Genomic DNA, 14,959 nt, shown 5'->3' on the forward strand with positions numbered 1-14,959 from the left:
AAAGCATACCAGACGCCTGGGAAGGCGACACCTTAAGGAAGCTCAATGAGCGAGAAACTGCAAAAAGTGCTGGCCCGCGCCGGCCACGGCTCCCGCCGTGAAATTGAAGCGAAAATCGAAGCTGGCCGCGTCAGCGTCGACGGCAAAATCGCCACCCTCGGCGATCGTGTGGAAATTGTCCCTGGTTTAAAAATTCGTATCGATGGTCATCTGATCTCGGTGAAAGAGTCTGCCGAGCAGATCTGCCGCGTGCTGGCTTACTATAAGCCGGAAGGCGAGCTTTGCACCCGTAACGATCCGGAAGGACGCCCGACGGTGTTTGATCGTCTGCCTAAACTGCGCGGCGCGCGCTGGATTGCCGTTGGTCGTCTGGACGTGAATACCTGCGGCCTGCTGCTGTTCACCACCGATGGCGAACTGGCCAACCGCCTGATGCACCCGAGCCGTGAAGTCGAGCGTGAGTACGCCGTTCGCGTTTTCGGCCAGGTGGATGATGATAAGCTGCGCCAGCTGTCGCGCGGCGTACAGTTAGAAGATGGTCCGGCAGCGTTTAAAACCATCAAATTCACCGGCGGCGAAGGGATTAACCAGTGGTATAACGTTACCCTGACCGAAGGGCGTAACCGCGAAGTGCGTCGCCTGTGGGAAGCGGTCGGCGTGCAGGTCAGCCGTCTGATCCGCGTGCGCTACGGCGATATTCTGCTGCCGAAAGGCCTGCCGCGCGGCGGCTATACCGAGCTGGACCTGGCGCAGACCAACTACCTGCGCGAGCTGGTGGAGCTCACGCCGGAAACCAGCTCTAAGGTTGCCGTCGAGAAAGACCGTCGGCGGTTGAAAGCCAATCAGATCCGTCGGGCGGTGAAGCGTCACAGCCAGACCAGCGCTAATCCGCGCCAGGGTAACAACAGCAACCGTCGTTCCAGTACTCGCAATAAGACTAACGGTTAATGTTATGCGTTCCGGTGACTTGCCGCCGGAACGCGTACTTCCTTCCGCGCTATCAGGCCCTCAGTAGTCTATCCCCATCTGCGCTTTAATCCCGGCATCAAATGCATGCTTGACCGGACGCAGTTCGCTGACGGTATCGGCCAGTTCAATAATATCGCGATGACAGCCGCGGCCGGTGATGATCACCGACTGATGGGCAGGTCGCTCACGCAGGGCGCTCAGCACCGACTCCAGCGGCAGGTAATCATACGCCACCATGTAGGTCAGCTCGTCCAGCAGCACCAGATCGAGCTGGTCGTCAGCGAGCATACGGCGGGCATGCTCCCAGACCGCCAGGCAGGCGGCGGTGTCGCTGTCGCGATCCTGGGTGTTCCAGGTGAAGCCGGTGGCCATCACCTGAAATTCGACGCCGTGAGGCTCCAGCAGATTACGCTCGCCGTTAGGCCAGGTCCCCTTGATAAACTGGATCACGCCGACTTTTTTGCCATGGCCGACGGCGCGGGTCGCGGTGCCAAAGGCGGCGGTGGTTTTGCCTTTGCCGTTGCCGGTAAAGACCATCACAATGCCGCGCTCGTCCTGGGCCGCCGCCACCCGGGCGTCAACTTTATCTTTCAGCCGCTGCTGGCGTTCGCGGTAGCGTTCATCACTCATTGGGCAATTCCTGGTTTACGTCCCGGTTGGGCGTCGAAGGTCATTCCCGTCTTGCGACGACTGTCGTCACCCATCAGCCACAGATAGACGGGCATAATGTCAGCGGGGGTTTTCAGTTTCAGCGGATCTTCCGTCGGGAACGCGCTGGCGCGCATTCCGGTGCGAGTGCCGCCGGGGTTGATACAGTTTACCCGCAGGTGGCGGCTTTGATACTCGTCGGCCAGCACCTGCATCATCCCTTCGGTGGCGAATTTGGAAACGGCATAGGCGCCCCAGTTGGCGCGGCCCTGACGACCGACGCTGGATGAGGTGAAGACCAGCGAGCCCGATTCCGAACGGAGTAATAAAGGAAGAAGCGCCTGGGTCAGCATAAAGGTGCCATTAACGTTCACCTGCATCACCTGCTGCCAGACCTCCGGCTTCTGCTCTTCCATTGGGCAGATGTCGCCGAGCAGGCCGGCGTTATGCAGCACGCCGTCAAGGCGGGGATAGTGCATGCTGATCTGCTGCGCCAGCTGCTGGCACGCCTGGGGCGTACAGGTGAGCAGGTCGAGGGTAAACCAGCGAGGGGGAATACCACCCTCACGCTCAATCTCCTGGGCGACGGTGCGCAGTTTGTCGTCGTTGCGACCCAGCAGGATAACGCTGGCGCTATAGCGCGCGTAGGTCAGGGCCGCTTCACGACCAATCCCGTCGCTGGCCCCGGTGACAAGGATGATGCGATCTTTCAGCAAGTGACGTTGTGGTTGATAATGCACGGCAACTCCTTGGGCGATCGGTTCCCGATCGCGCTTCATCTTTGGTATCTCACTTTTGCGCTGTTATGCCTGAAAGCGCCCGCCATTGCAATCGGCGAAGCGGAAAGTATTCACAAAATTAATATCTTGCAACGATTTCAGCCGCGCGAAAAAAAACGGAATCCGCTGCGCAGAGAACACAAAGCACAAAGACTTCTCGCCAGCGGCTGAGGTACACTGTGCAGCAACGTCAGTGCTTTACACAAGGTGAAAACGTGGAATTACTTGCTCAGTACGGCTTATTTTTAGCCAAGATCGCGACGGTTGTCGTCGCCATCGCGGTGATTGCCGCTATTATCGTCAACCTCGCTCAGCGCAAGAAGCAGCGCGGCGAGCTGCGGGTGACCAATCTTAGCGAGCATTATAAAGAGATGAAGGAATCGCTGGCGGTGGCGCTGCTGGACGGCCCGCAGCAGAAGCAGTGGCATAAGGCGCAGAAGAAAAAGCAAAAACAAGAGGCGAAGGCGGCCAAAGCGCGGGCGAAGCTGGGTAATGCCGAGCCGGAAGGCAAGCCGCGCGCCTGGGTGCTGGATTTCAAAGGCAGTATGGATGCCCATGAGGTCAATAGCCTGCGGGAAGAGATCACCGCGGTACTGGCGGCGGCGAAAGCGCGCGATCAGGTGGTGATTCGCCTGGAAAGCCCCGGCGGGGTGGTGCACGGCTACGGTCTGGCCGCCTCTCAGCTGCAGCGCTTGCGCGACAAGCAGATCCCGCTGACGGTGGCGGTCGACAAAGTGGCGGCCAGCGGCGGCTATATGATGGCCTGCGTGGCGAACAAAATTGTCTCGGCGCCGTTTGCGATCCTTGGCTCTATTGGCGTGGTGGCGCAGATCCCGAACCTGCACCGCTTCCTGAAGAATAAAGATATCGATATCGAACTGCACACCGCCGGGCAGTACAAACGAACGCTCACCATGCTGGGCGAAAATACCGAGGAAGGGCGGCGCAAGTTCCGCGAGGATCTTAATGAGACACATCATTTGTTCAAGGATTTCGTCCACCGGATGCGTCCGGGACTTGATATTGAGCAGGTAGCTACCGGCGAACACTGGTACGGGGTGCAGGCGCTGGAAAAAGGTCTGGTGGATGTGGTTGAAACCAGCGATGAGCTGCTGCTGGGGCTGATGGAGAGCCACGAGGTGATCGGGGTGCGTTATCAACAGCGTAAGAAGATGCTCGACCGCTTCACCGGTAGCGCGGCGGAGAGCGCCGATCGGCTTCTGCTGCGCTGGTGGCAGCGCGGTCAGAAACCGCTGATGTAAATAACATAACGCGAGGCCTGGGCCTCGCGTTATTGTTTTCACCGGTCTTAATCGACCAGGTGGTACTTGTCCGACAGCTCGTGAGCAAGATACTTAAACATGTTAAATACCGCTGTACTCTTCGGCGTCGGTAGTCCCTGCTCATCAAGGTAAAACTCACCGCTAAACACCAGGACATTGTTGCGCTGAACGACGTCGGTGGCTTCGATACCGGCTAACGTATCCTCATGTTCGCGAATAAGTTTGTTGGCTTTTTCGAGCAGCGTCTGGCGATCGATTGGTTGGGTTGTACCTTGCATAACGGACTCCTCTTTTTCTCCGCGCGTAGTTTACGCCGCGCGGCGGCGTGGGGCAAATTTTCCATGCATAAATCAGGGGTAATGGTAACCAGTGGAGAAACAGCCGTTTACTGGCGGGATTTGCTTTTGCATGCTAATAAAGTTGCGTAACGAATTTTATCAGGTACAGTGTGACGCTTTCGGCGATCTGGCAACAGATTTGCTTGACATTCGGCCAAAAATTCTTCGTGCTATGTCACCTGACGAGAAAAAGTCAGCAAACTCAAGCGCCTGGTTTTACGGAGATGAAACGGGTGTTCAGGGTTGATATTCACCGACGGTGCCGCAACATATGAGGCAGTCGCCAGTGGAGGGTGTATGAATGTGCGATGTATTCCTGGATGAATCAAATTAGGTAAAGGTGAATATGGGTAAAGCTCTCGTTATCGTTGAGTCCCCGGCAAAAGCCAAAACGATCAATAAGTATCTGGGTAATGACTACGTGGTGAAATCCAGCGTCGGTCATATCCGCGATTTGCCGACCAGTGGATCAGCTTCCAAAAAGAGCGCCGACTCTACCGCCACCAAAGGGGCTAAAAAGCCTAAAAAGGACGAACGTAGTGCTCTGGTTAACCGTATGGGCGTGGACCCATGGCATGACTGGAATGCGCACTATGAAGTACTTCCGGGTAAAGAAAAGGTAGTTTCAGAACTCAAACAGTTGGCGGAAAAAGCTGACCACATCTATCTCGCAACCGACCTTGACCGCGAAGGGGAAGCCATTGCCTGGCACCTGCGGGAAGTCATCGGCGGCGATGAACAGCGTTACAGCCGCGTGGTGTTCAATGAGATCACCAAAAACGCTATTCGTCAGGCCTTTGAAAAGCCGGGCGAACTGAATATCGATCGGGTTAACGCCCAGCAGGCGCGTCGTTTTATGGACCGCGTGGTGGGCTATATGGTTTCGCCGCTGCTGTGGAAAAAAATCGCCCGTGGTCTTTCTGCCGGGCGCGTGCAGTCCGTCGCGGTCCGCCTGGTGGTGGAGCGTGAACGTGAAATTAAAGCGTTCGTCCCGGAAGAGTACTGGGAAGTCGACGCCAGCACCACCACGCCGGGCGGTGACGCCCTGCCGCTGCAGGTGACCCATAAGGATGATAAGCCGTTCCGTCCGGTCAGCCGCGATGAGACCATGGCGGCGGTATCGCTGCTGGAAAAAGCCAGCTACAGCGTACTGGAGCGTGAAGATAAGCCGACCAGCAGCAAGCCGGGCGCGCCGTTCATCACCTCCACCCTGCAGCAGGCGGCCAGCACCCGTCTGGGCTTCGGCGTGAAAAAGACCATGATGATGGCTCAGCGACTCTATGAGGCAGGGCACATCACCTATATGCGTACCGACTCCACCAACCTGAGTCAGGACGCGCTGAACATGGTTCGCGGCTACATCAGCGACAAGTTTGGCAAAAAATATCTGCCGGATAGCGCGAACCAGTACGCCAGCAAAGAAAACTCGCAGGAAGCGCACGAAGCGATTCGTCCGTCTGATGTGAACGTGCTGGCGGAAACGCTGAAAGATATGGAAGCGGATGCGCAGAAGCTTTATCAGCTGATCTGGCGCCAGTTTGTCGCCTGTCAGATGACGCCGGCGCAGTACGACTCCACCACGCTGACCGTGGCTGCGGGTGATTTCAAACTGAAAGCGCGCGGTCGCACTTTACGTTTCGACGGCTGGACAAAAGTCATGCCGGCGCTGCGCAAGGGCGATGAAGACCGGACGCTGCCGCTGGTCAAACAGGGCGACCGCCTGAGCCTGGTGGAGCTGACGCCTGCGCAGCACTTTACCAAGCCGCCGGCGCGTTTCAGCGAGGCCTCGCTGGTGAAAGAGCTGGAAAAACGCGGGATTGGCCGTCCGTCGACCTACGCGTCAATCATTTCGACCATTCAGGATCGCGGCTACGTGCGGGTGGAAAACCGTCGTTTTTACGCCGAAAAAATGGGCGAGATCGTTACCGACCGGCTGGAAGAAAACTTCCGCGATCTGATGAACTACGATTTTACCGCGCAGATGGAGGATCGCCTCGACCAGGTTGCGAACCACCAGGCCGAGTGGAAAGAGGTGCTGAACCACTTCTTCGGCGATTTTACCACCCAGCTGGCGACGGCAGAGAAAGATCCGGAAGAGGGCGGCATGCAGCCGAACCCGATGGTGCTCACCAGCATCGACTGCCCGACCTGCGGCCGTAAAATGGGGATCCGTACCGCCAGCACCGGCGTTTTCCTCGGCTGTTCGGGCTATGCCTTGCCGCCGAAAGAGCGGTGCAAAACCACCATCAACCTGGTGCCGGAGAACGAAGTCCTCAACGTGCTGGAAGGCGATGACGCGGAAACCAACGCGCTGCGCGCCAAACGTCGCTGCCAGAAGTGTGGGACGGCGATGGACAGCTACCTTATCGATCCTAAGCGTAAGCTGCACGTCTGTGGTAATAACCCGACCTGCGACGGCTACGAGATTGAAGAGGGCGAATTCCGCATCAAGGGCTATGACGGCCCGGTGGTGGAGTGCGAGAAGTGCGGTTCTGAAATGCACCTGAAAATGGGGCGTTTCGGTAAGTACATGGCCTGTACCAACGACGAGTGTAAGAACACGCGTAAGATCCTGCGCAATGGCGAAGTGGCTCCGCCGAAGGAAGATCCGGTGCCGCTGCCGGAGCTGCCGTGTGAGAAGTCTGACGCCTACTTTGTGCTGCGCGACGGGGCGGCGGGCGTCTTCCTGGCGGCCAACACCTTCCCGAAATCACGGGAAACGCGTGCGCCGCTGGTGGAGGAGCTGTACCGCTTCCGCGATCGTCTGCCGGAAAAACTGCGTTATCTCGCCGATGCGCCGCAGCAGGATCCGGAAGGCAATAAAACGCTGGTACGCTTTAGCCGTAAAACCAAGCAGCAGTACGTGGCGTCTGAAAAAGAGGGCAAAGCGACCGGCTGGTCAGCTTTCTTTATCGACGGTAAGTGGACGGAAGCCAAAAAGTAATGGCGTTCGTTCGGGCAGGAAAAGCGCGCTTTTCCTGCTCAGGCGACCGGCAGAGAGAGTGCATTTCTCTGCCGTGTCGTCTTCCCCTCTTTGTGTTAATTTCCTCCCCTTATAACCACCTATATTATTTTTCGTTAGCGTCTATACAGTGTTGATATAAATGATANAGTGGTTATAGTTAATGCCTTTTTTATTATTAAAACGTCTTATACATCATCGCTTTCAGGATGCATTGCGGCGCCACTATGGCCAACTGCCGGGAGCCCAGGGCCTTCATCGGCGACAAGTTGCCTGAACGTAAAGTGTATTAAGCGGCTTCATTTTACGCGCAAACGGATATCAGCCATGAAACTACAACAGCTTCGCTACATCGTTGAGGTGGTTAACCATAACCTGAATGTTTCATCCACCGCCGAAGGGCTCTATACCTCCCAGCCGGGTATCAGTAAGCAGGTCCGCATGCTGGAGGATGAGCTGGGCATTCAGATCTTTGCCCGCAGCGGTAAACACTTAACCCAGGTGACGCCGGCCGGGCAGGAGATCATCCGCATCGCCCGCGAAGTGCTGTCGAAAGTCGATGCCATCAAATCTGTCGCCGGAGAGCATACCTGGCCTGACAAAGGGTCTCTTTACGTCGCCACCACCCATACCCAGGCGCGCTATGCGTTACCGGGAGTGATCAAGGGGTTTATTGAACGCTACCCGCGGGTGTCGCTGCATATGCATCAGGGCTCGCCGACTCAGATTGCGGAGGCTGTGTCGAAAGGCAATGCCGATTTCGCCATCGCCACCGAGGCGCTGCATCTGTATGACGATCTGGTGATGCTGCCATGCTATCACTGGAACCGGTCGATTGTAGTGACCCCCGAGCATCCTCTGGCCACCAAGGGCTCGGTGTCCATAGAGGAACTGGCCCAGTATCCATTGGTAACCTATACCTTTGGTTTTACCGGCCGCTCCGAACTGGATACCGCGTTTAACCGTGCGGGCCTGACGCCGCGCATTGTTTTTACCGCCACCGATGCCGACGTCATCAAAACCTATGTTCGCCTGGGGCTGGGGGTAGGGGTAATCGCCAGCATGGCGGTGGATCCGGTCTCTGACCCGGATCTGGTGAAGCTGGATGCGAACGGTATTTTCAGCCACAGCACCACTAAGATAGGTTTCCGCCGTAGCACCTTCTTACGAAGCTACATGTATGATTTTATTCAACGTTTTGCTCCCCATTTGACCAGGGACGTGGTAGATACCGCGGTGGCTTTACGCTCGAATGAAGATATTGAAGCGATGTTCAAAGATATAAAACTTCCGGAAAAATAACCCTGAAAATAATAATGGCACTCCCTGCGAGGAGTGCCATTAACTATGATGGACTGTATTTAACAACTTAAACCTCGAACCAATCACAAAATTAATAATTTTTGGCAACACGTTTTTCATTATGCCCGCCGCGATCAAATAACCGGTTAAATATATTCCATCAGGCCTAAATTCACTGGATTAATCTTTTATCCATAATTAAGATTTATCTGTACCTGATGATTTGAGCAATTGGTGGTGACAATATGATAAGTAATATCGATTACATGAAACTGGCGATGTCATACGAGAATGACAAAACCGAAATCGATCCCGTTCTGCGTAGTCGCGTATGGGGCGTAGTGTTGGTAGGGTTGGCGATGTTCTGGAGCATCATCGCGCTCACCATCTGCAACATCTGGATTGTCAGCTAAAGCTGTAGGTCATCGTTGTAGATACATGTCATTTTTATGACAGTGAAAGGAAACTGTAATATAAAATCAGTGACCGGCAATACAGGGAGAATATATTTTGCCGCTGGATTCATCCAACCTGAAATCACTCACCAGAGCTAATCACTGCCCGCTGGCCGATTAGCTCTTTTTTTGTCCTCGTGTACTAATACAATATCGGCATACGCCCTCTTTGCACTATTTTGGTGCTATTTCGCCTGCTCTCGGATAATTCCCGTTTCCTCTCTCTCTGTCTCGTCGTATTTAGCAATTTGGGTTGTTATCAAAGTGTTATGCTCAGTATGTGTTATCTTTAATGGAGACCCTGAGGAGAATCAGGGTATGCCATCCCTGAGATAAAGGAGGAGCTATGTCGTCAACCCTACGAGAAGCCAGTAAGGACACGCTGCAGGTCAACGATAAAACCTGGCATTACTACAGTCTGCCGTTGGCGGAGAAGCAGCTGGGCGAGATCAGTCGACTGCCCAAGTCGCTGAAGGTGCTGATGGAGAACCTGCTGCGCTGGCAGGACGGTGACTCGGTAACTGAAGAAGATATTCGCGCCCTGGCCGGCTGGCTGCAACAGGCCCATGCCGACCGGGAAATCGCCTACCGTCCGGCACGCGTCCTGATGCAGGACTTTACCGGCGTGCCGGCGGTAGTGGATCTGGCCGCCATGCGCGAGGCGGTGAAACGCCTTGGCGGCGATACGGCGAAGGTTAATCCGCTATCGCCGGTTGACCTGGTGATCGACCACTCGGTGACCGTTGACCGCTTCGGCGACGACGAGGCCTTCGAAGACAACGTCCGCCTGGAAATGGAGCGGAACCACGAACGCTACGCTTTTCTGCGCTGGGGGCAGCAGGCCTTCAGCCGCTTCAGCGTGGTGCCGCCGGGCACCGGTATTTGCCACCAGGTGAACCTGGAATACCTTGGCCGGGCGGTCTGGAGCGAGGAGGTGAACGGCCAGTGGATGGCGTGGCCGGATACGCTGGTGGGCACCGACTCCCATACCACCATGATTAATGGTCTTGGCGTGCTGGGCTGGGGCGTGGGCGGGATTGAAGCGGAAGCCGCTATGCTGGGCCAGCCGGTGTCAATGCTGATCCCCGATGTTGTGGGCTTTAAGCTCAGCGGCAAACTGCGCGAAGGCATCACCGCCACTGACCTGGTACTGACGGTTACCCAAATGCTGCGTCAGCATGGCGTCGTCGGCAAGTTTGTTGAATTCTATGGTGACGGCCTGGATACCTTACCCCTTGCCGACAGGGCGACCATCGCCAATATGGCGCCGGAGTATGGCGCCACCTGTGGCTTTTTCCCTATCGATGACGTAACGCTCAGCTATATGCGTCTCAGCGGCCGTAGCGAAGAACAGGTCGCGCTGGTGGAAGCCTACGCTAAAGCCCAGGGCATGTGGCGCCAGCCTGGCGATGAGCCGGTCTTTACCAGTACCCTGGCGCTGGATATGAGCAGCGTCGAAGCGAGCCTCGCCGGGCCGAAGCGACCGCAGGATCGCGTGGCGCTGGGCGATGTTCCGAAAGCCTTCGCCGCCAGCGGCGAGCTGGAGGTTAACCACCTTCAGCGTCAGCGTCAGCCGGTTGACTATACGCTGAACGGGCATCACTATTCGCTACCGGATGGCGCGGTGGCTATTGCAGCGATTACCTCCTGCACCAATACCTCTAACCCCAGCGTGTTGATGGCCGCCGGCCTGCTGGCGAAAAAAGCCGTCGAACGCGGCCTGCAGCCGCAGCCGTGGGTGAAAGCTTCCCTGGCCCCAGGCTCGAAAGTGGTGTCGGATTATCTGGCCCATGCCGGCCTGACGCCTTACCTCGACCAGCTCGGCTTCAATCTGGTGGGATATGGTTGCACCACCTGTATCGGTAACTCCGGTCCATTGCCTGAACCTATCGAAGAAGCGATCAAAAAAGGAGATCTGACCGTCGGGGCAGTGCTCTCCGGTAACCGTAACTTCGAAGGACGTATTCATCCGCTGGTGAAAACCAACTGGCTGGCCTCGCCGCCGTTGGTGGTCGCCTATGCGCTGGCGGGGAACATGAATATCGACCNCACCCGCGAGCCGTTGGGACAGGGCAAGAATGGCGAGCCGGTCTATCTGAAAGATATCTGGCCGAGCGGGGAGGAGATTGCCCGCGCGGTGGAACAGGTCTCCACCGAGATGTTCCGCAAAGAGTACGCGGAAGTGTTTTCCGGCACTGAGGAGTGGAAGGCGATCAAGGTGGAGGCGTCAGATACCTACGACTGGCAGGAGGACTCGACCTATATTCGCTTGTCGCCGTTCTTTGACGAGATGGGCGCCGAGCCGCTGCCGGTAGAGGATATTCGCGGCGCGCGGATCCTCGCCATGCTGGGCGACTCAGTCACCACGGACCACATTTCGCCGGCGGGGAGCATCAAAGCCGATAGTCCGGCAGGCCGCTATCTGCAGGAGCATGGGGTTGCCCGGCGCGACTTTAACTCCTATGGTTCCCGTCGCGGTAACCATGAGGTGATGATGCGTGGCACCTTCGCCAATATCCGCATCCGTAACGAAATGGTCCCAGGGGTGGAAGGGGGTATGACCCGCCATCTGCCGGATCCTGAACCGATGGCGATTTACGATGCGGCGATGCTGTACAAGGCTGAGGGTACACCGCTGGCGGTGATTGCCGGTAAGGAGTATGGCTCAGGTTCCAGCCGTGACTGGGCGGCGAAGGGGCCGCGCCTGCTGGGGATTCGGGTAGTGATCGCCGAGTCCTTCGAGCGTATCCATCGTTCCAACCTGATCGGAATGGGCATTTTGCCGCTGGAGTTCCCGCAGGGCGTCACCCGCAAAACGCTACGGTTGACAGGGGAAGAGCGGATTGATATCAGTAATCTGCAGTCGCTTCAGCCTGGCGCTACGGTGCCGGTGACCCTGACTCGCGCTGACGGCTCGCAGGAAGCGATCCCTTGTCGGTGCCGTATCGACACGGCGACCGAACTCACCTACTACCGCAACGACGGCATCCTGCACTACGTTATTCGTAATATGCTGTGAAACAAAGGGCCAGCATTGCTGGCCCTTTTTCGGTTATTCCACCGGTTTATTCCGTCGGCTTGCTGTTCAGCAGATGGCCCATCTTGGCGGCTTTGGTGTCCAGATAGTGAGCGTTTTTCGGGTTACGCCCGACGATCAGCGGCACCCGCTCCACAATGTTGATCCCGGCTTCGGTAAGAATTTCCACTTTTTTCGGGTTATTGGTTAATAACCGCACCTGCTCAACGTTGAGCAATTTGAACATGTCGGCGCACAAGGTGAAATCGCGCTCATCGGCGGCGAAGCCAAGCTGATGGTTCGCTTCGACAGTGTCGTAGCCCTGATCCTGCAGCGCGTAGGCGCGGATCTTATTCAATAAACCAATGTTGCGTCCTTCCTGGCGGTGATAGAGCAGGATCCCCCGACCTTCTTCAGCGATATGCGACAGAGCCGCTTCCAGCTGAAAGCCGCAATCACAGCGCAGGCTAAACAGGGCATCGCCCGTCAAACACTCTGAATGTACGCGGGCGAGGACCGGCGACTGCCCTGATATATCGCCATACACCAGCGCGACATGATCCTGTCCGGTTGCCAGTTCTTCAAAACCCACCATCAGGAAATCGCCCCAGGGGGTTGGCAGTTTGGCTTCTGCCACACGTTTAAGCTGCATGTGATTCTCCAGATTCTGTCAGCACCTGACTGTGCTTTCTGTTTCCCGCTATTTTGCCACAACGCCTGGACGTTCTCCTAATCGCGAACGGTTAGCCGTGTGGAAAGCGCACAAACGATCTACTTTCCGCTATGATGTTCATCTACAAGGAGAAGGAGAGAAAATGCTGTTGATAGCCCGACGAACTGCTCTCGCGGCGGCGCTGCTGCTGGTTATGCCCCTCACGGTCTGGCTTTCCGGGTGGCTGTGGCAGCCTGGACTGCCGGTTGCCATGTTGAAAAGCCTGTGGTGGGTGACGGAAACGGTGACCCAGCCGTGGGGAATTATCACTCATGTCGTGCTTTGCGGCTGGTTCCTCTGGTGTCTGCGCTTTCGCCTGCGCGCGGCGTTGATCCTGTTCCTTATCCTTGCCGCCGCTATCCTGGCGGGACAGGGGGCGAAATCCTGGGTCAAGGCGCGGGTCCAGGAGCCGAGACCGTTCGTCATCTGGCTGGAAAACACAAGGCAGGTGCCGGTGACGCAATTCTACGCGTTAAAGCGTAAAGAACGCGCTAAACTGGTGCATGAACAGCTGGCGCAGGCGCAGGACATTCCGTCATTTTTACGCAAACACTGGCAGAAGGAGACGGGGTTTGCTTTCCCGTCAGGTCACACCATGTTTGCCGCCAGCTGGGCGTTACTCGCTGCGGGGCTGCTGTGGCCGCGTCGCCGCTGGGGCACAATCGCGGTGCTGCTGGTGTGGGCGACGGCGGTGATGGGCAGTCGCCTGGCGCTGGGCATGCACTGGCCGCTGGATCTCATCGTCGCCACGCTGATCTCCTGGCTGCTGGTCACGGTGGCCTGCTGGCTGACGCAGCGCCTTTGTGGGCCGCTCTCGCCGCCCGGAGAAGAGGCGCAGGATATTAAAAAACGGATGCCTGAAGCGGAATAATGTTGATTTTAGCGGCATCCGACCGCATATCCTGAAGAGTTGCCATGCTTTTTCATTCCACCGCTGCGGCGAAAATGATACTTTATAGGGCTGAAAGCGGGCTTTTTTCGCGCAACCCACATAACGGGAAGTCATGTGAAATATTTACTCATTTTCTTACTGGTGTTAGCAATCTTCGTCATTTCAGTGACGCTGGGGGCGCAGAATGACCAACAGGTCACTTTCAACTATTTACTCGCTCAGGGTGAATTCCGCATATCGACGCTGCTGGCGGTGCTGTTTGCCGCGGGCTTTGCCATTGGCTGGCTGATCTGCGGCCTGTTCTGGCTGCGGGTGCGTGTCTCACTGGCGCGCGCGGAGCGGAAAATTAAGCGTCTTGAGCATCAGATTGCCCCCGTCAGCCCGGCGGCTGTCGACGCAGGCGTGCCTGCGGTGAAGGAATAACCTCTTATGCTGGAGTTGTTGTTTCTGCTTTTACCCGTTGCCGCCGCTTACGGCTGGTACATGGGACGCAGAAGTGCACAACAGTCCAAACAGGACGATGCGAGCCGCCTGTCGCGAGATTACGTGGCGGGGGTTAACTTCCTGCTCAGCAACCAGCAGGATAAAGCCGTCGACCTGTTCCTTGATATGCTGAAAGAGGATACCGGTACCGTTGAGGCGCACCTGACGCTCGGTAATTTGTTCCGTTCGCGCGGCGAAGTCGACCGCGCGATCCGAATTCACCAGAGCCTGATGGAAAGCGCGTCGTTAACCTACGATCAGCGCCTGTTAGCGGTGCAGCAGCTGGGACGGGATTATATGGCCGCCGGACTGTATGACCGCGCGGAAGACATGTTCAAACAGCTGGTGGATGAGACCGATTTCCGCCTCGGCGCGCTGCAGCAACTGCTGCAGATTTACCAGGCGACCAGCGACTGGCAGTCGGCTATTGAAGTGGCTGAACGGCTGGTGAAGCTGGGGAAAGAGAAACATCGTGGCGAAATCGCCAACTTCTGGTGCGAACTGGCCCTGCAGCAGATGGCAGCCAACGATCTGGATAAAGCGATGGCGTTGTTGAGAAAAGGCGCCGCCGCGGACCGCACCAGCGCCCGGGTATCGATCATGATGGGCCGGGTGTGGATGGAAAAGGGCGACTACGCCAAAGCGGTGGAGAGCCTCGAGCGGGTTATCGATCAGGATAAAGAGCTGGTGGGTGAAACGCTGGAGATGCTGCAGACCTGCTACCAGCAGCTCGGCAAAACCGATGAATGGGAAGTTTTTCTGCGCCGCTGCGTGGAGGAGAACGCCGGGGCGACCGCCGAACTGATGCTGGCGCAGATCCTCGAGCAACGGGAAGGCGTCGAAGCGGCGCAAAACTACGTCACCCGGCAGCTGGAACGCCACCCGACCATGCGCGTCTTCCATAAGCTGATGGACTACCATCTCAACGAAGCGGAAGAAGGGCGGGCGAAAGAAAGCCTTGGAGTGCTGCGAAACATGGTTGGTGAGCAGGTGCGCAGCAAACCACGCTATCGCTGCCAGAAATGCGGATTTACCGCTCATACACTCTACTGGCATTGTCCGTCCTGCCGCTCGTGGGCGACCATTAAACCCATTCGCGGTCTCGACGGCCAGTAAAGCC

Annotated in this window: 14 protein-coding genes; 10 read left to right on the forward strand and 4 right to left on the reverse strand. The window is 56.8% G+C overall.

Features of this window, described 5'->3' with window-relative positions; all coding sequences use genetic code 11:
• The first annotated feature begins 45 nt into the window (after positions 1-45).
• A complete protein-coding gene (rluB, locus tag VZP09_RS06420) occupies positions 46-948 on the forward strand; it encodes a 23S rRNA pseudouridine(2605) synthase RluB (RefSeq protein WP_002901746.1) in 903 nt (300 codons plus the stop codon).
• Positions 949-1,008: 60 nt separating this feature from the next.
• Here the strand turns inward: rluB and cobO are convergent, their stop codons facing one another.
• Both cobO and VZP09_RS06430 read right to left on the reverse strand, forming a co-directional pair.
• Positions 1,009-1,599, reverse strand: a complete 591-nt coding sequence (gene cobO, locus VZP09_RS06425; RefSeq protein WP_002901749.1) for a cob(I)yrinic acid a,c-diamide adenosyltransferase — start codon at positions 1,597-1,599, stop codon at positions 1,009-1,011.
• Positions 1,596-2,357 carry a YciK family oxidoreductase gene (locus tag VZP09_RS06430; protein WP_004196459.1) on the reverse strand — a complete coding sequence of 254 codons (762 nt, stop codon included), beginning with the start codon at positions 2,355-2,357 and terminating at the stop codon, positions 1,596-1,598. The genes cobO and VZP09_RS06430 overlap by 4 nt, the downstream gene beginning before the upstream one ends.
• On the opposite strand from VZP09_RS06430, the gene VZP09_RS06435 reads away from it, so the two are divergent.
• Both VZP09_RS06435 and sohB read left to right on the forward strand, forming a co-directional pair.
• Positions 2,352-2,567: a hypothetical protein gene (locus VZP09_RS06435; protein ID WP_004148112.1), complete on the forward strand. Its 216-nt coding sequence runs from the start codon at positions 2,352-2,354 to the stop codon at positions 2,565-2,567. The genes VZP09_RS06430 and VZP09_RS06435 overlap by 6 nt on opposite strands.
• A 44-nt stretch (positions 2,568-2,611) precedes the next feature.
• Positions 2,612-3,658 carry a protease SohB gene (sohB, locus tag VZP09_RS06440; protein WP_032438557.1) on the forward strand — a complete coding sequence of 349 codons (1,047 nt, stop codon included), beginning with the start codon at positions 2,612-2,614 and terminating at the stop codon, positions 3,656-3,658.
• A 47-nt stretch (positions 3,659-3,705) separates the two neighbouring features.
• On the opposite strand, the gene VZP09_RS06445 is transcribed toward sohB, so the two are convergent.
• Positions 3,706-3,957, reverse strand: a complete 252-nt coding sequence (locus tag VZP09_RS06445; RefSeq protein WP_002901761.1) for a YciN family protein — start codon at positions 3,955-3,957, stop codon at positions 3,706-3,708.
• Between the two features lie 406 nt (positions 3,958-4,363).
• On the opposite strand from VZP09_RS06445, the gene topA reads away from it, so the two are divergent.
• From topA to acnA, 4 genes are all read left to right on the forward strand, one after another.
• A complete protein-coding gene (gene topA, locus VZP09_RS06450; RefSeq protein ID WP_002901763.1) occupies positions 4,364-6,961 on the forward strand; it encodes a type I DNA topoisomerase in 2,598 nt (865 codons plus the stop codon).
• Positions 6,962-7,306: 345 nt separating this feature from the next.
• On the forward strand, positions 7,307-8,281 hold the full coding sequence (cysB, locus tag VZP09_RS06455; protein WP_002901772.1) for an HTH-type transcriptional regulator CysB: 975 nt from the start codon (positions 7,307-7,309) through the stop codon (positions 8,279-8,281).
• A 245-nt stretch (positions 8,282-8,526) separates the two neighbouring features.
• The gene (locus VZP09_RS06460; protein ID WP_002901776.1) at positions 8,527-8,694 is read left to right on the forward strand and encodes a YmiA family putative membrane protein; all 168 of its coding nucleotides are present in this window, start codon (positions 8,527-8,529) and stop codon (positions 8,692-8,694) included.
• A gap of 388 nt (positions 8,695-9,082) precedes the next feature.
• A complete protein-coding gene (gene acnA, locus VZP09_RS06465) occupies positions 9,083-11,755 on the forward strand; it encodes an aconitate hydratase AcnA (protein WP_328794966.1) in 2,673 nt (890 codons plus the stop codon).
• A gap of 46 nt (positions 11,756-11,801) precedes the next feature.
• On the opposite strand, the gene ribA is transcribed toward acnA, so the two are convergent.
• Positions 11,802-12,404 carry a GTP cyclohydrolase II gene (gene ribA / locus VZP09_RS06470; RefSeq protein ID WP_002901778.1) on the reverse strand — a complete coding sequence of 201 codons (603 nt, stop codon included), beginning with the start codon at positions 12,402-12,404 and terminating at the stop codon, positions 11,802-11,804.
• A 163-nt stretch (positions 12,405-12,567) separates the two neighbouring features.
• Here ribA and pgpB point away from each other — a divergent pair, with 163 nt between their 5' ends.
• The 3 genes from pgpB to lapB all read left to right on the forward strand — a co-directional run bounded on the left by pgpB (position 12,568) and on the right by lapB (position 14,955).
• The gene (gene pgpB, locus VZP09_RS06475) at positions 12,568-13,335 is read left to right on the forward strand and encodes a phosphatidylglycerophosphatase B (RefSeq protein ID WP_002901779.1); all 768 of its coding nucleotides are present in this window, start codon (positions 12,568-12,570) and stop codon (positions 13,333-13,335) included.
• A gap of 135 nt (positions 13,336-13,470) precedes the next feature.
• Entirely contained in the window at positions 13,471-13,779 is a 309-nt protein-coding gene (locus tag VZP09_RS06480) for a LapA family protein (protein ID WP_002901780.1), read from the forward strand.
• Between the two features lie 6 nt (positions 13,780-13,785).
• Positions 13,786-14,955: a lipopolysaccharide assembly protein LapB gene (lapB, locus tag VZP09_RS06485; protein WP_002901781.1), complete on the forward strand. Its 1,170-nt coding sequence runs from the start codon at positions 13,786-13,788 to the stop codon at positions 14,953-14,955.
• Positions 14,956-14,959: the final 4 nt, after the last annotated feature.

It is taken from the genome of Klebsiella sp. EMBS2024, assembly GCF_036233805.1.
Lineage (GTDB): Bacteria > Pseudomonadota > Gammaproteobacteria > Enterobacterales > Enterobacteriaceae > Klebsiella > Klebsiella pneumoniae.